Consider the following 20,468-nt stretch of genomic DNA (forward strand, 5'->3'; position numbering starts at 1 on the left):
TCAGGAGCTCGCCTCCTTCACCCGCGGCTTCGACGAGACGAGCCGGCCGAAGATGATGAGCCGCTGGGCCGCGGAGTACTTCGGGTTGCAGGTGGTCAGCGTGATGAGCCGCTTGGTCGGGTTGGCCTTCGGGTGCTCGGGCACCGGCGCGGCCACGGAGATGTCGCTGGGCCGCACGACCTTGGTCGAGGTGACCTCGTAGACGTACTGGCTGGCGCGGGTGTCGATGAGGATCTTGTCACCGGCGCGCAGCTCACCGAGCTTGTTGAAGGGCGCGAGGTAGGTCGTGCGGTGGCCGGAGACCACGAAGTTGCCGACCTGGCCCGGCATCGCGGTGCCGGGGTAGTGGCCGGGCCCCTTGCGCAGGTCGGCGACCGAGACGCCCTCGACGATGACGTAGTGGAAGCTCTTGCCGAGGCGCGGGATGCGGATGAGCGCGAGGCCGTGCCCGAGGCGTACGCGCTCGGTGGTGACCTTGCCGGCGCCGGCCCCGGCGTTCCACGAGCGGGTGAGCTCGTCGCCCAGCTTGTTCTGCTCCGCCTGGGTGTAGGCGCCGGTACCCCACAGCTCGTACGCGACGAAGAGCAGCACCACGAGGCCGGCCGTGATGCACAGCTCGCCGATGCTACGGATGAGTATCCGCACCGTCGGTCTCCGTGGCGTATTTCGGCGTCGCGTTGCCGCTGTAGGCGGGCAACGTCGTCTTCTGGAGGGTCTTCACCGTGTACCCGAGTCCGTATTCGTCGACGTACTGTCGGTAGATCTGTATCTCCGGCGAGGCGTCGAGTGCCGCGCGCAACCGCTCGGGGACGCCGGTGGCGGTGATGCGGAAGGGCGGCGAGTAGACGACTCCCTGCAGGATGAGCGTATTGCCTACGCAGCGGACCGCGCTGGTGGAGATCAGCCGTTGGTCCATTATTTGCATGGCCGTGGCGCCGCCGGCCCACAGCGCGTTGACCACGGCCTGTACGTCCTGCTGGTGGACGACGAGATCGTCGGGGCTCGGGTCGCCGGGCACCCGGCGGTCGTGCGGAGCGTCGTTCAGCGATACGCGGACGGCCCGTCCGCTCACGGGAGTGAACCCCGACAGCGCGGCGAGCCGGTCGGCCTCCTGCTGCGCGGTGCGCACACCGGCGTCGCGCCGCCCGGCCTCCCGGCCGAGCCGGTCGACCTGCCGGTGGAGGCTCCGATAGGTGCCCTGGGCCCGCTGGTAGCCGCGTTGCTCCTGGGCGATCAGCTCGGTGACGCGCGTACGGTCGCCGCCGCGAAGATCGGTGCCGTGGGCCGTGCTGGCGCTGGCGGCGAAGAGAGTGCCGGCGAAAAGCGTGAGGGCCGGAATGGCATGACGCCAGGTCAGGGCCCTAGACCGGGGTTTTACTCCCATCGGCATCCCCCACTGCCACTGTTATGGTCGTACGCTGCTCACCAGCGACTACGCTAACCGACAAACTGACCCATGCGCGGGTCGGCATCAGGCCATGCCCGCCCCGAGGAGAGACCCACCGTGCCCAAGTCGAAGGTACGCAAGAAGGCCGTCTACACTCCGCCGCAGCGCTCCCAGAAGGTCGCCGTCAGCCCGCGGTGGCTGGTGCCGACCATGGTGGGCTGCTGGCTGCTGGGCCTGGCCTGGATCGCCGTCTACTACATCACGGCGAGCGTCAACGCGACTGTTCCGGTCATCACCTCGCTCAGCAACTGGAACCTGCTGATCGGCTTCGGGGTGATCGTCATCGGCGTGATCCTCTCAACGCGCTGGCGTTGAGAGGTTCTCCACAGCGTTATCCACAGGTCCGCTGAGACGGAGCGGGGTAGCGGCCGGCGTGCGGGCCGCTGCCCCTGGGGGGCGCATCGGATCGTGCGGGATATCTCGCCGATCTCCCTGCGGCCAGGACAAAGCATCGCTATGCTCGACAACAGACGCGCGCTGATCCCCATATTCGGCGACGGCGCACGGCGCAACGAGGCGCCCGCGGACCGTGTACCCCCGCCAGAGCGAAAGCCAGAAGTTCCCCAGCAGCACCGCTGCCACCCAACAAGGGTTTTCCACATGCTGTGGATGACCCTGTGGATGAGGCCTGCCTTCGCTCCCCACCTTCCCTGAGCCTGAGAACTGAGAAGGCCCCGACCGAACCGGCGGGGCCTTCGTCGTTCGTGCGTCAGGCGGTCAACGCGGTGGTCTGAACGACGGTCAGGACGACCAGGACCGCCGCGACGATCGCGGACACCGCCACCTGGACGGCCTGCTGCCGCCCCCGGGGTGCGTACGCGAACGCCGCGGCCAGCACCGCACCGGTGATCAGCCCGCCGACGTGCCCTTCCCAGGAGATGTCCGAGACGGTGAACGTCAGCATCAGGTTGATCACGATGAGGAAGACGATGCCCCTGGTGTCCACTCCCAGGCGGCGTCCGACCACGAAGAACGCCGCGAACAGGCCGAAGATGGCGCCCGAGGCGCCCAGCGCGGGCTGACTCGGGTCGACCAGGAAGAGCAGGACGTTGCCGCCCAGCGCCGACAGCAGGTAGAGCACTGAGAAGCGCAGCCGGCCGAGCACCTGCTCCAGCTGCGGCCCCAGCACCCACAGCGCCCACATGTTGAACAGGATGTGGGTGATGCCGAAAGTGCCCTGGCTGAGCGGGACGTGCAAGAACGCCGCGGTGATCAGGCGGTACCACTCGCCCTCGGCGACGCCGTAGCCCGGAACGACCTGGCCGAACTGCTTCCACACGCCCAGCATCTCGAACCGGCCGACGAAGCTCGGTGAGGTCAGCTCACCGACGTAGGCGATGATGTTGATCGCGATCAGCGTCAGGGTCACGGTCGGCCGGGTGGCGACACGCCCGCCGAAGACCGTACGCGCCTGGCGCACCGTACGGTTGCCGTCACGCACGCATTCCGGGCACTGGTGGCCTACTGCGGCGTCGCGCATGCAGTCCGGGCATATCGGACGTTCGCAGCGCGTGCAGCTGACGTACGTCTCCCGGCCCGGGTGCCGGTAGCACGTCGGAACCTGCGGAGCCTGAGGAGCGTGCGGCGTGTCGCTGCTCATCGTGGTCTTCCTCTGCGTCTATCGGTACCTGTCTAACGACGGTCGATGGTCACCGATTCCACAACGACGTCCTTGACGGGCCGATCGCTGCGGTCGGTCTCGGTCTTGGCGATCGCGTCGACGACGTCGGCGCCCTCGATCACCTCACCGAAGATCGTGTGCCGGCCGTTCAGGTGCGGCGTCGGCACGACGGTGATGAAGAACTGCGAGCCGTTGGTGCCCGGCCCCGCGTTGGCCATCGCGAGCAGGTGCGGGCGGTCGAAGCGCAGGTCCGCGTGGACCTCGTCTTCGAACTCATAGCCCGGGCCGCCCCGGCCGTTGCCCAGCGGGTCGCCGCCCTGGAGCATGAACTTGTCGATCACCCGGTGGAAGATCGTGCCGTTGTACAGCGGGTCACTCGTGCGCCGGCCCGTGCGCGGGTCGGTCCACTCGATCGTGCCCTCGGCCAGACCCACGAAGTTCTGCACCGTCTTGGGCGCGCGGTCGGGGAAGAGACGCACGACGATGGTGCCCATCGTCGTGCGCAGCGTCGCGGTGAGGTCCTCAGCCACGAAGACTCCTTCTCGTATCGAATCCGATGTTCACAGGGACACAGGTGCCTGTACCCCCGCGTGAACGCATCCTGTCAGATCGGCGATTGACATCGCTTGTCGTGGGAACAGAGTCCGACGAGACCGCACATGACGGAGGGCAGCATGTCCCTACGAAACAAGAGTCGGAAGATGCCGCAGGTGAACATCGACAGCGCGCGTCTGCAGGACGTTCAGGAGAGGGTTGCCGAGGGTGCCCGTCAGGCGGCGCAGCGGGTGGGCCCCACCACTCGTCAGGCGCAGAAGATGGCCGCAAAGCAGATGAAGAACGCGCGTCATTGGAGTGCGCCACGCATCGACCAGGCCGGGCACTACATCGAGGAGGAGGTCGGGCCGCGTGTCGGCGCGCTCCTTCACCGTACGGCCGACCGGGTCGAGCCGGGTACTCCGAAGCGTCGCCGTGGCATCGCCGCGGCGCTCCTCGTCGTCGGGGGTGCCGTGGGCGCCGCCGGCGCGATCGCGACACGCCGCGCGACGTCGCGACCGGCCGAGGAGGCGACCTCCCCCGAGCACCTCTCGTCGGCGTCGGACAACTCCGACTCCGACCGTGCGCACAGCAACAGCTGATCGCGGGCCTCACCGTCGAGGGCCCGGCCAGGCGCACTGGCCGGGCCCCTCGGCGTTCCGGAACCGGTCAACCATGGGCGAATGACATTCGGGTTCCCTGTACCGTCTGTCCCATGTCGCTTAGATCCTCGCTCAGTGCCGCGAGCCGCAGGGTCATCGCGGTGGTGTTGCACCGGGTCTGGGAGTGGCTGCGCGCCCACGCCGAGATCTCACCGAGCACGCCGGCCGGCCGGCGGTTCGGCTATCTCGGCGAAGGCGCGTGCATCGGCTTCCCCACCGGCGCGATCTACGGCGAGCCGTGGATCCGCATCGGCGACCACACCCTCATCGGCGTGCACGTCACGCTCTCGGCGGGGTTCGTGCCCGGCCTCGACCTCGGGCCGGACCCGATCGTGACGATCGGGAAGGCCTGCTCCATCGGCCGGGGCAGTCACATCGTCGGGCACAAGTCGATCGAGATCGGCGACGACGTCTTCACCGGCCCGTACGTCTACATCACCGACCAGAACCACGGCTACACCGACCCCGACACCCCCATCGGACGGCAGTGGCCGGTCAACGACGCCGTCGTCATCGGCTCCGGCTGCTGGCTCGGCACCGGCGCGATCATCCTGCCGGGCACCCGCCTGGGCCGGAACGTCGTGGTGGCCGGAGGCGCCGTCGTCCGCGGCGAGTTCCCCGACCACAGCGTGATCGCCGGTGTGCCGGCGAAGGTCGTCCGCAGCTACGATCCGGAGGCCGGCTGGCTCCCCCCGCAGCCGGAGGTGCCCCTGGACGAGGAGACTCTCGCCCAGATCGCCGAGCTGACCGGCGACCGGGAGCCGGCGCAGGTCCCCGAGTCCGGCGAACGCGCGAGCTGAGCGGGGACCCGCCGATGTCACTCACAGGTCGAAGGCGTCGAACGGGTAGCCGTCCCACAGGGCGCGTTCGGCGCCGCGCGGGTCCTTGGCGGTCCCCGGCCGGAGGTTCCACATCATCGTGGTGCGCCGGGGCACCTGGTAGGCGGGCCACGAGGGCCGTGCGACGGTACGGCGGCCGTTCGGGTCGCCGGTGCGGGCGAAGGACGTCCAGGCGTCGACCATCTGGTCCGACAGGCGGGTCAGCCGGGCCCGGTCCGTCTTCAGCGCCTCGGCGCCGCCCTCGATCCCGGTGAAGCGGAGCGTGCCGAACACGAACGGCAGCTCGATCGTGTGCACCGCGCCCACGCCCTTCGGGGGACGCCAGTCGAACTCGTACGCGTAGGTCGGCCGCCACCGGCTCTGCGCCTCCGCGAGCCGGGTCGCCGGCACCCGGAGGCCCTGGTCGGTGAACATCGCCAGTGCCGCGTCCCGCGCCGTACGTCTCTTGCGGTAGACCGCGGTCATCCGCGGGCGGCGGGCGGCGAGCTCGGGCGGGAAGAAGCCGTCGTACTCGGCGGCGAGCCGGTCCAGCCCCCGCGGATCGTACTGACCGAAGAAATTCATCTCGTCCTTGTTCGTGCCGATGAGCAGGTCGACGCCGCGCGCGTTGCCGGCCGCCACGCGCCTGGTCACCGAGCCGCGGACGAGCGTGCCGTCGACGTACGGACCGAAGTACAGCGCGCCGCCGGCGGAGCCGGGCAGGGACGCGGCCGCCTTGTTCCCCAGATCGATCAGCTCCGTGGTGGACATCGCCTTGAGCCGGGCGATGCTCCTGACCGGGAACGACGCGGCCAGCTTGCGCTCCATCGCCGCGGAGTGCACCAGCGACCCGTTGCCGCTCTCCAGGATGACGCGGCGGAACAGCCGTTCGGGGTGGTCGGTGGCGAGCATCGCGCTGAGCGAGAACGCCCCCTCCGACTCGCCGACGGCCGTGACCTGGGACGGGTCGCCGCCGAAGTCGGCGACGTGCTGCCGCACCCAGGTCAGCGCCGCGATCTGGTCGCGCAGCCCGTTGTTCCCCGACCCCCGGTAGGACGGGTCCACGCCGCCGAGCTCGGTCCAGCCGAACACGCCGAGGCGGTAGTTCAGGGAGACCACCACGGCGTCTCCGCTAGTGGCGAGTCTCGTCCCGTCGTAGCGGGGTTCGTTGGCGGTGCCGAAGCGCGCGGCACCGCCGTGGATGAACACGATCACGGGGCGCTTGGCGCGGTCGGGGCGCGGCGTCCAGACGTTGAGGTAGAGGCAGTCCTCGTCGGCGTAGATCTGCCGCCGGTCGGGATAGTCCTCCGACATCTCGTCGCGCTCCTGCGGGCACACGCGCGTGTCGTCGTCGGCCGTCAGCGTCCCGTGCCAGGGTCGTACGGGCTGGGGCGGGCGGAACCTGCGGTCGCCGACCGGCGGCGCGGCGTACGGGATGCCGCGGAAGGCGCAGATCCCGGCCCGCGCGGTGCCGGCGACGAGGCCGAGCGAGGTCCTGGTCGTGCAGCCCGGGCGCGGGTGCGCCGAGGCGGACGGCGCGCCGCAGGCCGCCGCCGCGACGAGCGCGGCCGCGAACCCGGCGATCCGGATACGGCGGAACATGAGGTCTCCTCTCGTGTCGACCGCACCGAGCCAACGCGAGACGACCGCTCCGGCGGATCGCCGGTACGGGTGAACGCGGGGCCACCCGTACGGGTGAGGTCAGTCCGTGCCCGCTACGACCAGGCCGGACTCGTAGGCGAACACCACGGCCTGCGCCCGGTCGCGCAGGTGCAGCTTGGTCAGCACGTTGCTCACGTGCGTCTTCACGGTGTGCTCGCTGACGACGAGCTCGGCGGCGATCTCGCTGTTGGACCGGCCGCGGGCGAGCCCCCGCAGGGTGTCGAGCTCGCGGTCGGTCAGCTCGGCGAGGCGTCTCCGGAGAGCGGGACGCGGGCTGCCGCGGCGGACGACGTCCTCGATCAGCCGCCGGGTGACCGACGGCGCGAGCAGCGACTCGCCCGCGGCGACGAGCCGCACCGCGCGGACGAGGTCGTCGCGCCGGACGTCCTTGAGCAGGAAGCCGCTGGCACCGGCCCGCAGGGCGTCATAGACGTGGTCGTCCACGTCGTACATGGTCAGGACCAGCACCTTCGCCGACGTGCGCCGGCAGATCTCGGCCGTGGCCGCGACCCCGTCGACGTTCGGCATCCGGATGTCCATGAGCACGAGGTCGGGCGCCAGCTCGACCGCCTTGGCGATCGCCTCGGCGCCGTCGGCGGCCTCACCGACCACCGAGATGTCCTCGTGGGCGTTCAAGATCATGGCGAAACCGCCGCGGAACAGGTCCTGGTCGTCGGCGACGAGCACTCGCATGTCCGGTTATCCGATCGGCAGGGTGGCGGTGACGGTGAAACCGCGCGGGTCGATGACGAGTGTGCCTCCGCAGGCGCCCGCGCGTTCGCGCATGCCGACGATGCCGTGGCCCTCGCGTACGTCGGGCGCGCCCCCGCCGTCGTCGGCGACCTCGATCGTCAGGGCCCGGTCCGACCAGGCGAGGCACAGCCGCACCGAGCGGGCGGCCGCGTGGCGCAGCGTGTTGGTCAGGCACTCCTGGATGATCCGGTACGCCGCGACGTCGACGGCCGCCGGGATCGGCCGCCGCGTCCCGCGCTCTTGGAGGTGGACCTCGATCCCGGCCCGGCGGGCGCGGTCGAGCAGTCCGGGCGCCGCGCCGAGGCCCGGCTGCGGCTCGCGCTCGGCCGTGCCCCGCAGCGCGCCGAGGATCTGGCGGAGCTGGCCGATCGCCTCCCGCCCGGTGTCGGCGATCGCCTCGAAGGTCGCTTCGGCGCGTGCCGGGTCGGAGCGCACGACCAGCGGGCCCGCCTCGGCCTGCACGACCATGAGTCCGACGGAGTGGGTGACGATGTCGTGCATGTCGCGGGCGATCCGCGTGCGTTCTTCGGCGACGGCGACGGCGCGCTCCTCTTCCAGCCTCCGCGCGCGTTCGTCCATGGCCTCGCGCTGCGCGCGGTGGGCCCGGGCGCCCACGCCCAGGGCGTACGCGGCGACGTAGGAGGTGATGACGTAGCCGAAGGTGTCGAAGCTCTCGTGCGGCAGGGCCAGGGAGAAGATCACCCCCGCCACCAGCACCACGCTGCCGGCCGCACGCCAGACCGGCTTGGCCAGTTCGGCGAACGTGTAGGTCCACACCAGCGGCCCGTACGGCATCAGCCACGGCAGCTGGTGGACGAGGCTCTGGTGCGCGAGCGCGAGCACGGTGACCGCGCCGCCCGTCACCAGGCCCACGGGGATGAGGAGCGTGCGGCGCCAGGTCACCGGCACCGACCCCAGGACGGACAGCACCACCACCCACCACGGCTGCACGTACGGCACGAACGCGGGCACGACCATCGCGACGGTGACGACGGCACCGACCGCGAGGTCCACGCGCGGCACTCGCAGAGGCTTCACGGCCGCCCTTCCGGCTCGGGGACCGTCCAGCGTACGGCCGGGTTCCGGCACTCCGCCTCCCTCGCGCGGCCCGGTCACCGCTCACTCTCCAGGCGGAGGCGTATCAGCGGCGTGTCAGCGCCCGTGCCCGCGATGTCCGCGCCGCGTCAGCCGGCCGGTGCACCGTGGGCCACGCACGAGACGAACTAGCGGAAGACTCGGCATGGAACACGTGATACGGGCCGAAGGCCTGAAGAAACGCTTCGGAGAGACCCAGGCGCTGGCCGGCGTCGACATCCTCGCGCGCCGCGGGACCGTGCTCGGCGTGCTGGGACCGAACGGCGCCGGCAAGACCACCGCCGTACGGACGCTGGCCACCCTGATCAGGCCGGATGAGGGGAGAGCCGAGGTCTGCGGCTTCGACGTCGTCAAGGACGCCGCGCAGGTACGCCGGCTGATCAGCCTGACCGGGCAGTACGCCTCGGTCGATGAGGAGCTGACCGGCGTGGAGAACCTCATCATGATCGCCCGGCTCGTCGGCCACGGCCGTGGCGAGTCGCGGCGGCGGGCACAGGATCTGCTCGACCGGTTCAGCCTGTCCGAGGCGGGCGGCCGGGCCGCCAAGACCTACTCCGGCGGCATGCGGCGCCGGCTCGACCTCGCGGCCGGGCTCGTCAACGACCCCCAGGTGATCTACCTGGACGAGCCGACCACCGGCCTGGACCCGCGGGCGCGCAACGCCGTCTGGGACACCGTGCGGCAACTGGTGCGCGACGGCGCGACCGTACTGCTCACCACGCAGCAGTTGGACGAGGCCGAGGCGCTCGCCGACCGGATCGTGGTCTTCGACCACGGCCGGGTGGTCGCCGACGGCACCTCCGAGGAGCTGAAGGAGAAGGTCGGCGGCCAGACTCTCGCCGTACGGGCGCGGGACCGGGCGCGCATGCCGGAGATCGTCGGCGTCGTCGCCCGGGTCACGGGCGCGCGGCCCGAGACCGATGAGGACACCGGCCTGGTCACCGCGCCGCTGGACGACCCGGCGGCGCTGACGGCGGTGGTGCGCGGTCTCGACGAGGCCGGCGTCGTCGCGTCCGACCTGGCATTGCGCCGGCCCAGCCTGGACGAGGTCTTCCTCAGCCTGACCGGCCACCACGCCGAACCCGAAGGAGACGACGAATGACCGCGATCACCGCCGGCAAGAGGATCGGCCCGTCACGAACGCTGGGCAACGGGCTGACGCTCGCCTGGCGCAACGTCACGCAGCTCAAGCACTCGCCGGAGAAGCTCATCGACGTCACGCTGATGCCGGTGGTGTTCCTCCTGCTGTTCCTGTACGTCTTCGGCGGTGTGGTCGCGGGCAGCACCCACGCGTACCTGCAGCAGCTGCTGCCCGGCCTGGTCGCGCAGATGGGGATGTTCGCCTCGATGGGCCTGGGAACGTCGCTGTGCGAGGACATCCGCAAGGGGGTGTTCGACCGGTTCCGCAGCCTGCCGATCGCCCGGTCCGCACCGCTCATCGGCGCGGTGATCGGCGACGCGGTCCGGTTCTGCGTGTCGATGGTGGTGCTGACGGCGTTCGGATCGCTGCTCGGGTTCCGCTTCCACACGAACCCGCTGTCGGTGCTCGCGGCGTTCGGCCTGGCCTACGCGTTGTACTTCGCGGTCTGCTGGGTCTCGGTGCTGGTCGGACTGGTGGCGCCGTCACCGGAGACCGTGCAGGGCCTCGGGTTCATCTGGGCGATGCCGCTGACCTTCGGCAGCAGCGTCCTGCTGGCCGACACCGGAACGATGCCCGGCTGGCTTCAGGCGTGGGTGAAGGTCAACCCGGTGACCCACCTGGCGGACGCGACGCGCGCGCTGATGGTCGGCGGACCGGTCGGCGACCACGCCTGGTACACGCTCGCGTGGGCGGCCGGGATCGTGATCGCGACCTTCCCCGTCGCCGTATGGATGTACGGCCGCAAGGTCTAACGAAGGGCGATGGCCTGGTCGCGGGTGGTCTCGCGGCCACGGGCGTACGCCTCGTCGAAGGCCGTCCGGCCGAGTGCGGCGAGGGCCGCGGTCGTGGCGCGTTCGATCTCCAGGTTCCACGGGTCGGGTTCGCCCTGGAGGGTGTGCGCGGCGCCGAGCAGTTCGGCGGCGCGCACGTGCTCGCCCCGGCAGGCGGCCAGCGCCGCCAGCCCCTGCACGAGCGAGCCGATGAGCCGGTCGATCGGCATGAGGACGATCTCGCTGATCGCCCGCATCGCCCGGTCGTGCCATCGCGCCGCGGCGGCGAGGTCGCCCTCCTGCTCGGCGAGGCTGCCGCGCTTGCTGAAGACCATCGCCGCGGTGGTGCCGAAGTCCAGCCGCGCCGCTCTGGTCTCGATGAGGGCGATCGCACGGTCGATGAGTTCGCGGGCCCGCTCGAGATCGTTCTCCCACCGGGCGAGTTCGCCGAGCAACAGCCATCCCCGGGCCGCGTCGGCGTGCTCGGCGATCCGCTCGGCGTTCCGCGCGCCGGCCTCCAGGTCGACGCGCGCCCCCGCGAGGTCGCCCGCGATGGCGCGTGCCCGGCCGAGCTGGATCCGGAGGGTCGCGGCCTGGTCGGGGCTGATGCCGGAGACGGTGTAGCCGTAGGCCTCCTCCAAGGCGCGGATCGCCTCCTCGGGCCGGCCGCGTACGAGACGCGTCTCCGCGATGCCCGACAGTGCGCTGACGAGCCCCCAGCGGTCACCGATCTCCCGGAACCCCGCCTGCGCCTCGGCCGCGGCGCGGGCCGACCGGTCGATGTCGCCTCCACTCCCGGTCAGGAAGGCGATGAACACATGGCGAGCCGCCCTCGTCCACGGATCGTGATGGTCACCGATGAGGTCGAGTTCGCGCAGGGCGAGGTCGATGTCGCCGGAGAAGATCGCGACGAGGGGACGGACCATGGCCAGGATCGGATGCGCGGAGGGCTCCGCCCGCAGCGCGACGATCTTCTCCATCTGCTCGCGCAGGCTCTCCGGATCGGGGCCGCCCTCCCGGGACATCTCCTGGACCAGCGCCGCCGTGAAGCCGCAGATGGTGTACGCGTCCTCGGCACCCGGCGGCGGGTCGCCGTCGACGAGGCTCCAGACCTCGACCGCCCACTGGCCGGCCTCGGCCTCGTAGTCGCACAGGATCCAGAACCACGCCAGCGCCCCGATGAGGCGTACGGCGGTCTCCACGTCGCGGGTCTCGATCGCGTGGCGCAGCGCGTTGTTGCAGTTGTCGCGCTCGGTGTTCAGCCGGTCGAGCCAGCGCAACTGGTCGCGTCCGCGCAGCTCCGGCTCGGCCCGCTCGGCCAGGCGGAGAAAGTACGCGGCGTGGGCGTCGCGCAGGCGCTCGTCCTCTCCGGCCTCCGTCAGCCGCTCGGCCGCGTACGCGCGCACGGTCTCCAGCAGCCGGTAGCGCACGTCGGTCTCGCCCGTGGCCATGACCAGCGACTTGTCGACCAGCGAGGCGATCAGGTCGATGACGTCCTCGCCGAGCACCTCCTCGGCGCTCTCCACCGTCGCACCGCCGTCGAACACCGACAGGCGGCGCAGCACCCGGCGCTCGGCGTCGTCGAGCAGGTCCCAGCTCCAGTCGACGACCGCGCGCAGCGTCTGGTGGCGGGGCAGGGCGGTGCGGCTGCCGACGTTGAGCAGCCGGAACCGGTCGACGAGCCGGTCGGCGACCTGCACCGGCGTGAGCGCGCGCAGCCGCGCGGCGGCCAGCTCGATCGCGAGCGGCGCGCCGTCCAGCGCCCGGCAGATGCGGACGACCGGCTCGACCGTGGCCGCGTCCAGCGCGAACCCCGGGCGTACCGCGCTGGCCCGATCGATGAACAGTCGCACCGCGTCGTACGCCTGGGCGTCGTGTGCGTCGGCGTCCTCGGGGGGCAGCGCCAGCGAGGGCACCGGGCACAGCGCCTCGCCGGTGATGCCGAGCGGCTCGCGGCTGGTGGCGAGGATCCGTACGCCCGGCGCGGCGGACAGCAGCCGATCGGCCAGCGTCGCGACCGCGTCGAGCAGGTGCTCGCAGTTGTCCAGCACCAGGACCAGCCGCTTGGTGGCCAGCGCGTCGGCGAGCCGGTCGAGCGGGTGGGTGATCTCCCGGGCCTCCAGCAGACGGACCGTCTCGGGGATGCCGATGGCGACGAGCACGGCCTGCGGCACGTCGAGCGCTCCGCGTACGGGCGCCAGCGGCACGAACCACACGCCGTCGGGTGAGGTGGCGGCCATCCGGCCCGCCACCTCACCCGCGAGCCGGGTCTTGCCGGTACCGCCCGGGCCGGTGAGCGTGACGAGCCGGTGGGTGGTGAGCAGCTCGCCGATCCGTTCGATCTCCTCGGCACGGCCGACGAAGCTGGTGAGCCGGGCGGGCAGGTTGGTCCGCCGCTCCGGCTCGCGCGTGGGCGGGGGCGCGGGCGGGCGCGCCGCCGGCGCGCCGCGCAGGATCGACAGGTGCACCGCGGCCAGCTCCGGCGAGGGGTCCACGCCGAGGCCGTCGGCGAGGGCATGGCGAGCGTCCTCATAGACGGTAAGGGCGTCGGCCTGGCGGCCCGCGGCGTACAGCGCCCGCATGAGCTGCCCGCGCAGCCGCTCACGCAGCGGGTGGAGCGTGGTGAGCTCCTCGAGCTCGGGCACGAGGCGCGCGGCGTGGCCGAGCGCGATTTCGGCCTCGAACCGCTCCTCGGCGGCCTCGACACGCAGTTCTTCCAGCCGCGCGATCGGCGCCGCGGCGAAGGCCGCCCCGGAGACGTCGGCGAGCGCGGGCCCGCGCCACAGGCCGAGCGCGCGGCGCAGCTCCTCGGCCCGCGTGGCCGGATCGTCCGTCGCGAGGGCGGTGGCCACCAGGCGTTCGAACACGACCGCGTCCACCCGGTCCGGCGCGACGCTGAGGCGGTAGCCGCCCGGCCGTGACTCGACGGTGTCGTGGCCGATCACGCCGCGCAGGCGCGAGACCAGTGCCTGGAGCGCGTTGGCGGCGGCGGCCGGAGGCGCGTCGCCCCACAGGTCGTCGATCAGCCGATCGGCCGACACGGTGCGCCCGGCGTCGACGGCCAGCCGCATCAGCAGGGCGCGCAGCCGCGGGCCACTGACCTCGATGGGCCGCGCGGCCTCGTCCCGCACGTCCAGCGGGCCTAGGATGCCGATGCGCACGTCGCCCATTGTCGCAACCAATCGCCCCGTGGCGGGTCATGCCACCCTTACCGCCGCGATGCCGCCTGAACCGCCGGACCGGCCGGGCGGTGGACGGGGCGAGGCCGGGGCCGGATGTCCTCTGTGCTTGGGTTGCATGGTGATCGTCACCGATGTCCTGATTCTGCTTGGTGTGGGGGTCGTCGCCGGAGTCGTCAGCACGGTGGTCAGCCTCGCGTCGATCGTCTCCTATCCGGCGCTGCTGGCCCTGGGCATCCCGCCGCTGAGCGCGAACGTGACGAACACCGTCGCCCTGCTCTTCACCGCGGTCGGGGCCGCGGCCGGTTCGCAGCGGGAACTGGCCGGTCAGTCCGGCCGGGTCGTGCGCATCGGCGCGCTGACCGCGCTCGGCGGCGCCACCGGGGCGGCGCTGCTGCTCCTCACACCGGCCGGCGCGTTCGAGTACGTCGCGCCGGTGCTGGTCGCGGCGGCCTGCCTCGTGCTGCTCGCGCAGCGGCGCATCACCGCCGTCGCGACCGCCGTGGGCGGCGAGCACAGCGCGCCGCTGCGCTTCGCGGTGTTCGCCGTCTCGATCTACACCGGCTACTTCGGCGCGGCCGGCGGCATCTTGATGCTCGCGGTGCTCGGCGCGATGCTCGAACTCCCGCTGATCCGGGTCAACGCGGTCAAGAACGTCGTGGCCGGGCTGAGCAACGGGGTCGCCGCGCTGGGCTTCGCCGCCTTCGGCCCGGTGCGGTGGGTCGCCGTGCTGCCGCTGGCGGCCGGCTTTCTGGCCGGCGGCTGGCTCGGCCCCTCCCTCGTACGCCGGCTCCCGGGCGAGGCGCTGCGGATGGTCGTGGTGGTCTGCGGCCTGGCGGTCGCGGTCAAGCTCGGCTACGACGCCTACCGCTGACCGGTGAGTCTCGGCAGGGGATGACCACGGCCCGATCAGGCACCGCGGGCGTGCGGCGGGGCCACCTGCCGCCAGGACTGGACGAGGTCGAGGAGCTCGCCGGCCACGCGCGGGGCGACGGCGATCGTGGCGGCCGAGGCGGCGGTGTGGTCGGAGCCGTCCAGGTCGATCACGACGGCGCCGGCCTCACGGGCGATGACGACGCCGGCCGCGGTGTCCCAGGGGTTGTTCGACAGGGCGACGCACGCGTCGAGCTTGCCCTCCGCGACCCACGCGAGGTCGATGGCGGCCGAGCCGAGCATGCGCACGCGCTGGACCCGGCCGGCCAGCCGCTCGGTGAGCGCGAGGCGCAGGGCGTTCTGCTCTTCGGCGCCCGCGCCGACGGCGTAGTCGCCGATCGCCACGATCGCCTCGCGGAGGCCGCCCGTACGGCTCGCGGAGATCCGCCGGTCGCCCTCGTAGGCGCCGGCGTGCTCCACCGCCCAGTAGCGCGCGCCGAGGAACGGCAGGTCGATCACGCCCAGCACCGGGCGGTCACCGCGCAGCAGGCCCAGGGAGACGCCGGTCAGCGGCAGGCCGTGCACGAAGTTGGCGGTGCCGTCGATCGGGTCGAGCGCCCACAGCAGATCGCCGTCGTAGCGTCCGGTGACTCCCTCCTCCTCGCCGAGGACGGCCACCTCGGGCGTGCGGAGCCGCAGACGGGCACGGACGGCGCGTTCGACCGCGAAGTCCAGCTCGCTCGCCATGTCGCGGTCGCCCTTGGCGGTGAGCGTGCCGGGCCGCCGCGACCGGATGAGGTCGCCGGCGAGGGCGACCGCCTCCAGAGCGACGGGCACCAGCGCTCCGGGGGACGCCGTCATACCGGCCGACTCCGTTCCCATAACTCGGTATAAATCCGCTCAAATGTGTTGTAAAGCCCCGATTGTTCGGACGACCTGCGCAGCATGAAGGTCGGCGAGTCGACGCCGCGGGCCTGCGGCAGGTAGGGCTGCACGACGCACGTGGTGTCGTCGACCAGCACGATGCCGAACCGGATGGTCTCGTCGTAGACGGCGATGGACAGCCGGTCGCGTGCGGCGTCCGGCAGCCGGGCACGCAGCCGGGAGAGCACCTCGATGTTGAGCCTGGTGAGCGTGATCAGGTGATGGTCGGTGTAGCCCTCTTCGCGCTCGCGCGCCCGGATGGCCTCGCCGTCGGGGTCGAGGAAGAGGCAGCGCAGCGTCGTGCCCTTCTCGATGAGGCCGTGCAGGCGCTGGTCGGGGTACTGCTGGCAGATGAGGTTGAGCGACAGGCCGACGGCCCTGATGTCGGCGGCGGCGTCGAACAGGGCGTACGGCGGAACCGCGCCGGTGAAGTCGGCCCGGGTGGGGAAGACGGCGGCGACGTCGGCCATCGGCCCGTCGGCACGGGCGTCCGCGGAGGGCGGCGGGGTCAGGACGTCGTCCGGGCACGGACCGAACAGCTGATCGGCCGTCCAGCCGGGGAACATGTGCTCGAGCACCCGGCAGTGGTCGGTGTAGGGGAGGCGTTTCAGCTCGCCGGAGGTCCAGCGATGCAGCTGCGCCCGGCTCGGCGCCGTGCCCACGAGGTCGCGGTCGATCCGGCGTGCGGCTTCGTCGTAGGCGGCGCGGAAGAGCCCGTAGCGATGCCACTGCCGCTGCCGCAGCAGGATTTGGAGCAGGATCGGCCGACCGGACACCGTCCGCCCCTTTCTCGTCGGGTCCGCGGCACAGAATAATGGCATTCCATTACCTAGGGAGACGAAGTCGAGACGGAGAGTAGACAATGACGTCGAAAACGCCGCCGCGACACGCTCGCCACGCGACGCCCGGCGGCGCGATGCTGGTGGCCCGGCGAGCGCACGGGGGCGATCAGCATCGAGCACAGCGACCAACTCCGGTTGCTCGCGGCACTGTGCCGGGAGCTCGCGCTGCTGGGGCTCGACGTGGGCATGAGCGACGCCAAGCCGGCGGTGTCCGTGCGTCAGAGCCGCCGCAACCCCCGCCTGTGGATCTCGATCGACGTATGCGACGGCTTCTTCGAGTGGTGCCGTCGCGACGGCAGCCGGCACGCGGCGGACGACCCGGCGGGGGCGGCACGGCGGATCGCGACCGAAGTCCGGCGTGCCGCGGCAGATCGCGAGTGAAAAGACGGAACCGATGTGACCCCTGAGGTGTCGAAGGGAGGGTCCGGCCGAGCCACCCGTACGGCCGGCCCCACCCCCGACAGCGAGGAGTCGATTTCAGTGCGCACTTCAGGCGTGCGGATCACCGTGGTCAGCGTCGTCACCGCCGCCCTGGCGCTTTCCGCGACCGCGTGCGGCGGCAGCGAGCAGAAGAAGTCCGCCTGCGACAAGCTTCAGCAGACCATCGGAAACGTCAGCAAGACGGGCATGACCCAGATCAACAATCCGAACGCCCTTGCCGAGACGTACTCCAACGGTGCCCAGCAGATGCGCGAGCAGGGCAAGGACTCCGGCGACGACGACGTCGAGAAGGCGGCCAACGAGGCCGCGTCCGCGATGGACAGCCTCGGCCAGCAGATGAAGGCGCTGGGCAGCGGGGGAACGCCCCAGATGCCCGACACGGCACCGCTGACCACCGCCGGCGTCCATCTCAAGGCGGCCTGCGGCGGCTGACGGGGTCATCGACGGGGCCCGATGCCGCCGGCGTCGGGCCCTTCGAGCGGGGTCTTACTCCTCCTGCTCGGCCAGGAACCGCTCGAACTCGGCCGCGATCTCTTCGGCGTCCGGCATGCGCGCGTCCGGGCCGGCCATCGGGAGGCTGTTGTCGCTCGCCGCCGCCACGGCGTCGAACCGCGCCTCCAGCCCGCGGACCGCTTCGGCGATCTCCTCGGAGGCGGCGACCTGGTCGTCGATCTGCTTCCTGGCCCGCGCGGCGGCCTCTTCCAGCTCGGCGGTGCGGAAGGCCAGGCCGGTGGCGGCGGTGACGCCGTTCAGCAGGGCGATCGCGGCGGAGGGGTACTCCGCCTGCGACAGGTAGTGCGGCACGTGCGCGGTGAAGCCGATCGCGTCGTGTCCCGCCTCGTCGAGGCGGTACTCGATCAGCGCACCGGCGCTGCCCGGCACCTCGACCCGCGTGATCCACGACGTGCTCTCGCCGAGCAGGTCGGGCCGGTTGCCGTGCGGCGTCAGCTCGGTCTCGCGGGTGTGCGGCACCGCCATCGGGATGCCGTGCAGGCCGACCGACAGGCTCACGTCGAGCCGCCGGACCAGCTCGACCACGGCCGCGCTGAACGCCTCCCACGACCGGTCGGGCTCGGGCCCGGACAGCACGAGGAACGGTACGCCGACCGCGTCCTCACAGGCCCGAAGGCTCAGCTCGGGCGCCTTGTAGTCGACCCAGCGATTGGTGTCGAAGACCATGGGCGGCCGCCGGGAGCGGTAGTCCAGCAACGAGTCGATGTCGAAGGTGGCCACCGTCCGGGGGCCCATGGAGCTCAGCAGGTGGTCGGCGGCGAGACGGCCCGCGGCGCCCGCGTCCATGAAACCGTCCAGGAAGTAGAGCAGCACCGGCCGTTCCAGCTCGGGAATCTCCTCGGCCAGCGTGTACAGCCGCGTCTGGTCCGTCACGAGTCCTCCCTAGCCCGGTTACGCATGTACGAACGCGTGACGAGCAAGGTGAATTCCATTACCGTTCGAGCGGCTTCACCAGCACGTCGAAGACCGGTGCCCCGGGCAGCGGGTTGCGCTTCCGGCCGACCTTCTCCCAGCCCCACTTGAGCACGGCGGCCTGTGCGGCCGTGGCGGCGGGCAGCACGGTCGTGGTGGCCCGCTCCTCCGTACGGCCGGCGAGTAGGCGGTCGTGAACGGCCTCGGCGAGGTGCAGCCGCCGCCACCGCTCGCCGATCATGAGCTCGGTCAGCGCCCAGGTGCGGCCGGGCGGCTCGTCGGTGACCTCGGGCGGGATGGGCGTGATGAGGTTCTGCCACCACGGGATCGCCGGTGACAGCGAGATGCCGTAACCGAGCCCGATGAGAGTGCCCGTGGTCCTGGCCTCCACCAGCGCGAACCCGGCCTGCTGCCGGTGCGTGTCGAAACGCCGCTGGAACAGCTCGGCGTACTCCGGCCCCCAGGAGTACGGCTCTCCGGCGTAGATCTCGGCGTAAAGGTCGTGGTACTCGTCGATGCGCCGCGCGGCCTCGTCGCCGTCGACGTCGTGCAGTTCAATGGCGATGCTCGCCAGCGGTCTCTCCTCCTCGATATGGACCTCACCGGTCCCGTCATGGGCGAAACACGCTCGTACCGGCTTGTCCTCAAGGATCCAACGAGCGGGAGCCGACGATGACGCTGGGGACATCGTCGCCTAATTCTCCACCCCTCGCTCGCGGCTTCACACGCCTTGACGACCCTCGACCCCACCGCTTATAGTCAACCTGTTCGTTGATAAACAGTTTGGTTGATAAAGATGACCGTTGACGAAGCTGAGGGACGCCTCGACCGTGCGTTCGCCGCACTGGCCGATCCGGTACGCCGTGCTCTGGTCGCGCGCCTGTCGCGCGGCGACGCGACGGTGAACGAGCTGGCCGAGCCCTTCTCCATCACCAAGCAGGCGATCTCACGCCACATCCAGGTGCTGGAGGCGGCCGGGCTGATCACGCGCAGCCGCGACGGCCAGCGGCGTCCCTGCCACCTCGACCCGGCGGCGCTGGAGGCGCTCACGAGCTGGATCGACACCTATCGGCTGGAGGTCGAACGGCGTCACCGCCGGCTCGACGCCGTACTGGAGGAAATGGAGGACCAATGAACCCCACGACCATCACCGCGCCCCCGGGCACGCCGTTCATCGACGTCGTACGCGAGTTCGAGGCGAGCCGCACCAAGGTGTTCCGCGCGTCCACCGACCCGGAGCTGGTCGCACGCTGGCTCGGACCGCGCGAGCTGGAGATGGACCTGCACTCCTACGACGCGCGCACCGGCGGGTCCTACGGCTACGTGCACCGCGACGCGGCGGGCAACGAGTACGCCTTCCGCGGCGTGTTCCACACCGTCGTCCCGGAAGAGCGGATCGTCCAGACGTTCGAGTACGCGGGCGCGCCGGACGTCGTCAGTGTCGACTGCACCACCTACGAGGACCTCGGCGGCCGCACCCGGCTGCACACCCACACCGTCTTCCCCTCCGTGGAGGCGCGCGACGCCGCCCTCGCCAGCGGCATGGAGCACGGCATCGTCGAGTCGATGGATCGCCTGGACGAGGTGGCCGGCGGGGACCTACCGCTGCTTCCTGAGGACGATGACTGATGGCCACGGTCATATCCAGCTTCTGCACGTCCCTCGACGGCTTCGTCGCCCGGCCCGACGATTCGGTCGGCCCGCTCTTCGACTGGCATCACTCCGGTGACGTGGAGGTGCGCCCGCCCGGCTACCCGCTGACGCTGCGCGTCTCCGAGGCGAGCGCGCGGCACTGGCGGGAGATGATCGAACGCCGGGGCGCCTTCGTGTGCGGCCGCCGGCTGTTCGACCACACCCGTGGCTGGGGCGGCCGCCCGCCGCTGGGCGTGCCGACGTTCGTGGTCAGCCACCGGCCGCCGCCTGCGGACTGGCCCGCGCGTACCGAGGCGCCGTACACCTTCGTCGGCGACCTGGAGAGCGCCGTCGCGAAGGCCACCGCGGTCGCGGGCGAGGGGATCGTCAGCGTGTCGGGCGCGAACCTCGCCCAGCAGTGCCTGCGGGCAGGGCTGCTGGACGAGGTCTGGATGGATCTCGTGCCGGTGCTCCTGGGCGAGGGCATCCGCTACCTCGACGATGTCAAAGAGGTCCGGCTCTCCGATCCCACGATCATCAACGGGGCCGGGGTCACTCATCTGCGCTATCGGGTCGAGCGCTGAAATGGGCAGATATTGGATGAAGGGGGCAAGCCGAGCCGCAGGTGAGAGCGGGCGTACGAGTCAGC

23 protein-coding genes are annotated in these 20,468 nt (G+C 71.4%); 11 read left to right on the plus strand and 12 right to left on the minus strand.

The window, feature by feature from the left end:
• A complete protein-coding gene (locus ABEA10_RS39435) occupies positions 1-645 on the minus strand; it encodes a class E sortase (protein ID WP_345472925.1) in 645 nt (214 codons plus the stop codon).
• Complete coding sequence (locus tag ABEA10_RS39440) at positions 626-1,384, minus strand: DUF881 domain-containing protein (RefSeq protein WP_345472927.1); 759 nt, start codon at positions 1,382-1,384, stop codon at positions 626-628. The genes ABEA10_RS39435 and ABEA10_RS39440 overlap by 20 nt, the downstream gene beginning before the upstream one ends.
• A gap of 120 nt (positions 1,385-1,504) precedes the next feature.
• Between ABEA10_RS39440 and ABEA10_RS39445 the strand changes: the two genes are divergently transcribed.
• Positions 1,505-1,762 carry a cell division protein CrgA gene (locus ABEA10_RS39445; RefSeq protein ID WP_345472929.1) on the plus strand — a complete coding sequence of 86 codons (258 nt, stop codon included), beginning with the start codon at positions 1,505-1,507 and terminating at the stop codon, positions 1,760-1,762.
• A gap of 394 nt (positions 1,763-2,156) precedes the next feature.
• On the opposite strand, the gene ABEA10_RS39450 is transcribed toward ABEA10_RS39445, so the two are convergent.
• Together ABEA10_RS39450 and ABEA10_RS39455 are read right to left on the minus strand one after the other, a co-directional pair.
• The gene (locus ABEA10_RS39450) at positions 2,157-3,047 is read right to left on the minus strand and encodes a rhomboid family intramembrane serine protease (protein WP_345472931.1); all 891 of its coding nucleotides are present in this window, start codon (positions 3,045-3,047) and stop codon (positions 2,157-2,159) included.
• A gap of 32 nt (positions 3,048-3,079) precedes the next feature.
• The gene (locus tag ABEA10_RS39455; RefSeq protein WP_345472933.1) at positions 3,080-3,598 is read right to left on the minus strand and encodes a peptidylprolyl isomerase; all 519 of its coding nucleotides are present in this window, start codon (positions 3,596-3,598) and stop codon (positions 3,080-3,082) included.
• Between the two features lie 144 nt (positions 3,599-3,742).
• On the opposite strand from ABEA10_RS39455, the gene ABEA10_RS39460 reads away from it, so the two are divergent.
• Both ABEA10_RS39460 and ABEA10_RS39465 read left to right on the plus strand, forming a co-directional pair.
• Positions 3,743-4,204: a hypothetical protein gene (locus tag ABEA10_RS39460; RefSeq protein WP_345472935.1), complete on the plus strand. Its 462-nt coding sequence runs from the start codon at positions 3,743-3,745 to the stop codon at positions 4,202-4,204.
• Positions 4,205-4,317: 113 nt separating this feature from the next.
• A complete protein-coding gene (locus ABEA10_RS39465) occupies positions 4,318-5,064 on the plus strand; it encodes an acyltransferase (RefSeq protein WP_345472937.1) in 747 nt (248 codons plus the stop codon).
• Positions 5,065-5,085: 21 nt separating this feature from the next.
• Here ABEA10_RS39465 and ABEA10_RS39470 read toward each other — a convergent pair whose 3' ends face one another.
• From ABEA10_RS39470 to ABEA10_RS39480, 3 genes are all read right to left on the minus strand, one after another.
• Positions 5,086-6,684 carry a carboxylesterase/lipase family protein gene (locus tag ABEA10_RS39470; protein ID WP_345472939.1) on the minus strand — a complete coding sequence of 533 codons (1,599 nt, stop codon included), beginning with the start codon at positions 6,682-6,684 and terminating at the stop codon, positions 5,086-5,088.
• Between the two features lie 99 nt (positions 6,685-6,783).
• Positions 6,784-7,437, minus strand: coding sequence for a response regulator transcription factor (locus tag ABEA10_RS39475; protein WP_329248946.1), 654 nt, complete (start codon positions 7,435-7,437; stop codon positions 6,784-6,786).
• 6 nt (positions 7,438-7,443) lie between these two features.
• A complete protein-coding gene (locus ABEA10_RS39480; RefSeq protein WP_345472942.1) occupies positions 7,444-8,535 on the minus strand; it encodes a sensor histidine kinase in 1,092 nt (363 codons plus the stop codon).
• A gap of 202 nt (positions 8,536-8,737) precedes the next feature.
• Here ABEA10_RS39480 and ABEA10_RS39485 point away from each other — a divergent pair, with 202 nt between their 5' ends.
• On the plus strand, positions 8,738-9,694 hold the full coding sequence (locus ABEA10_RS39485) for an ATP-binding cassette domain-containing protein (RefSeq protein WP_345472944.1): 957 nt from the start codon (positions 8,738-8,740) through the stop codon (positions 9,692-9,694).
• Positions 9,691-10,485, plus strand: a complete 795-nt coding sequence (locus ABEA10_RS39490; protein ID WP_345472946.1) for an ABC transporter permease — start codon at positions 9,691-9,693, stop codon at positions 10,483-10,485. Before ABEA10_RS39485 ends, ABEA10_RS39490 begins: the two co-directional genes overlap by 4 nt.
• On the opposite strand, the gene ABEA10_RS39495 is transcribed toward ABEA10_RS39490, so the two are convergent.
• Entirely contained in the window at positions 10,482-13,664 is a 3,183-nt protein-coding gene (locus ABEA10_RS39495) for an AfsR/SARP family transcriptional regulator (protein ID WP_345472948.1), read from the minus strand. The genes ABEA10_RS39490 and ABEA10_RS39495 overlap by 4 nt on opposite strands.
• 136 nt (positions 13,665-13,800) lie before the next feature.
• On the opposite strand from ABEA10_RS39495, the gene ABEA10_RS39500 reads away from it, so the two are divergent.
• Complete coding sequence (locus ABEA10_RS39500) at positions 13,801-14,556, plus strand: sulfite exporter TauE/SafE family protein (protein WP_345472950.1); 756 nt, start codon at positions 13,801-13,803, stop codon at positions 14,554-14,556.
• Between the two features lie 35 nt (positions 14,557-14,591).
• On the opposite strand, the gene ABEA10_RS39505 is transcribed toward ABEA10_RS39500, so the two are convergent.
• Together ABEA10_RS39505 and ABEA10_RS39510 are read right to left on the minus strand one after the other, a co-directional pair.
• Positions 14,592-15,416, minus strand: coding sequence for an inositol monophosphatase family protein (locus ABEA10_RS39505; RefSeq protein WP_345472952.1), 825 nt, complete (start codon positions 15,414-15,416; stop codon positions 14,592-14,594).
• Entirely contained in the window at positions 15,413-16,255 is an 843-nt protein-coding gene (locus ABEA10_RS39510; RefSeq protein ID WP_345472954.1) for a DUF5919 domain-containing protein, read from the minus strand. The genes ABEA10_RS39505 and ABEA10_RS39510 overlap by 4 nt, the downstream gene beginning before the upstream one ends.
• Positions 16,256-16,456: 201 nt before the next feature.
• Here ABEA10_RS39510 and ABEA10_RS39515 point away from each other — a divergent pair, with 201 nt between their 5' ends.
• Positions 16,457-16,702: a hypothetical protein gene (locus ABEA10_RS39515; RefSeq protein WP_345472956.1), complete on the plus strand. Its 246-nt coding sequence runs from the start codon at positions 16,457-16,459 to the stop codon at positions 16,700-16,702.
• A gap of 99 nt (positions 16,703-16,801) precedes the next feature.
• Positions 16,802-17,194 carry a hypothetical protein gene (locus ABEA10_RS39520; protein ID WP_345472958.1) on the plus strand — a complete coding sequence of 131 codons (393 nt, stop codon included), beginning with the start codon at positions 16,802-16,804 and terminating at the stop codon, positions 17,192-17,194.
• 54 nt (positions 17,195-17,248) lie between these two features.
• Here ABEA10_RS39520 and ABEA10_RS39525 read toward each other — a convergent pair whose 3' ends face one another.
• Together ABEA10_RS39525 and ABEA10_RS39530 are read right to left on the minus strand one after the other, a co-directional pair.
• Positions 17,249-18,148, minus strand: coding sequence for a proteasome assembly chaperone family protein (locus ABEA10_RS39525; protein WP_345472960.1), 900 nt, complete (start codon positions 18,146-18,148; stop codon positions 17,249-17,251).
• 58 nt (positions 18,149-18,206) lie between these two features.
• The gene (locus tag ABEA10_RS39530; RefSeq protein ID WP_345472962.1) at positions 18,207-18,875 is read right to left on the minus strand and encodes a GNAT family N-acetyltransferase; all 669 of its coding nucleotides are present in this window, start codon (positions 18,873-18,875) and stop codon (positions 18,207-18,209) included.
• A 108-nt stretch (positions 18,876-18,983) separates the two neighbouring features.
• Here ABEA10_RS39530 and ABEA10_RS39535 point away from each other — a divergent pair, with 108 nt between their 5' ends.
• Genes ABEA10_RS39535 through ABEA10_RS39545 form a run of 3 tightly spaced genes read left to right on the plus strand, consistent with a single transcriptional unit; the run spans position 18,984 to position 20,403 of the window.
• Positions 18,984-19,322, plus strand: a complete 339-nt coding sequence (locus ABEA10_RS39535) for an ArsR/SmtB family transcription factor (RefSeq protein WP_329248913.1) — start codon at positions 18,984-18,986, stop codon at positions 19,320-19,322.
• The gene (locus ABEA10_RS39540) at positions 19,319-19,816 is read left to right on the plus strand and encodes an SRPBCC family protein (RefSeq protein WP_345472965.1); all 498 of its coding nucleotides are present in this window, start codon (positions 19,319-19,321) and stop codon (positions 19,814-19,816) included. The genes ABEA10_RS39535 and ABEA10_RS39540 overlap by 4 nt, the downstream gene beginning before the upstream one ends.
• Positions 19,816-20,403 (plus strand): dihydrofolate reductase family protein, encoded by a 588-nt coding sequence (locus ABEA10_RS39545; protein WP_345472967.1) that lies wholly within the window; start codon positions 19,816-19,818, stop codon positions 20,401-20,403. The genes ABEA10_RS39540 and ABEA10_RS39545 overlap by 1 nt, the downstream gene beginning before the upstream one ends.
• Positions 20,404-20,468 lie beyond the last annotated feature (65 nt).

Origin of the sequence: Actinoallomurus oryzae, from assembly GCF_039541955.1 — a bacterium.
GTDB lineage: Bacteria > Actinomycetota > Actinomycetes > Streptosporangiales > Streptosporangiaceae > Actinoallomurus > Actinoallomurus oryzae.

Excerpts from the sequence above, each read along its gene's own strand:
- ABEA10_RS39440 (WP_345472927.1), bottom strand. The coding sequence starts at position 1,384 with ATGGGAGTAAAACCCCGGTCTAGGGCCCTGACCTGGCGTCATGCCATT.
- ABEA10_RS39450 (WP_345472931.1), bottom strand. The coding sequence starts at position 3,047 with ATGAGCAGCGACACGCCGCACGCTCCTCAGGCTCCGCAGGTTCCGACG.
- ABEA10_RS39460 (WP_345472935.1), top strand. The coding sequence starts at position 3,743 with ATGTCCCTACGAAACAAGAGTCGGAAGATGCCGCAGGTGAACATCGAC.
- ABEA10_RS39465 (WP_345472937.1), top strand. The coding sequence starts at position 4,318 with ATGTCGCTTAGATCCTCGCTCAGTGCCGCGAGCCGCAGGGTCATCGCG.
- ABEA10_RS39470 (WP_345472939.1), bottom strand. The coding sequence starts at position 6,684 with ATGTTCCGCCGTATCCGGATCGCCGGGTTCGCGGCCGCGCTCGTCGCG.
- ABEA10_RS39475 (WP_329248946.1), bottom strand. The coding sequence starts at position 7,437 with ATGCGAGTGCTCGTCGCCGACGACCAGGACCTGTTCCGCGGCGGTTTC.
- ABEA10_RS39485 (WP_345472944.1), top strand. The coding sequence starts at position 8,738 with ATGGAACACGTGATACGGGCCGAAGGCCTGAAGAAACGCTTCGGAGAG.
- ABEA10_RS39490 (WP_345472946.1), top strand. The coding sequence starts at position 9,691 with ATGACCGCGATCACCGCCGGCAAGAGGATCGGCCCGTCACGAACGCTG.
- ABEA10_RS39500 (WP_345472950.1), top strand. The coding sequence starts at position 13,801 with ATGGTGATCGTCACCGATGTCCTGATTCTGCTTGGTGTGGGGGTCGTC.
- ABEA10_RS39505 (WP_345472952.1), bottom strand. The coding sequence starts at position 15,416 with ATGACGGCGTCCCCCGGAGCGCTGGTGCCCGTCGCTCTGGAGGCGGTC.
- ABEA10_RS39530 (WP_345472962.1), bottom strand. The coding sequence starts at position 18,875 with ATGTCCCCAGCGTCATCGTCGGCTCCCGCTCGTTGGATCCTTGAGGAC.
- ABEA10_RS39535 (WP_329248913.1), top strand. The coding sequence starts at position 18,984 with ATGACCGTTGACGAAGCTGAGGGACGCCTCGACCGTGCGTTCGCCGCA.
- ABEA10_RS39540 (WP_345472965.1), top strand. The coding sequence starts at position 19,319 with ATGAACCCCACGACCATCACCGCGCCCCCGGGCACGCCGTTCATCGAC.
- ABEA10_RS39545 (WP_345472967.1), top strand. The coding sequence starts at position 19,816 with ATGGCCACGGTCATATCCAGCTTCTGCACGTCCCTCGACGGCTTCGTC.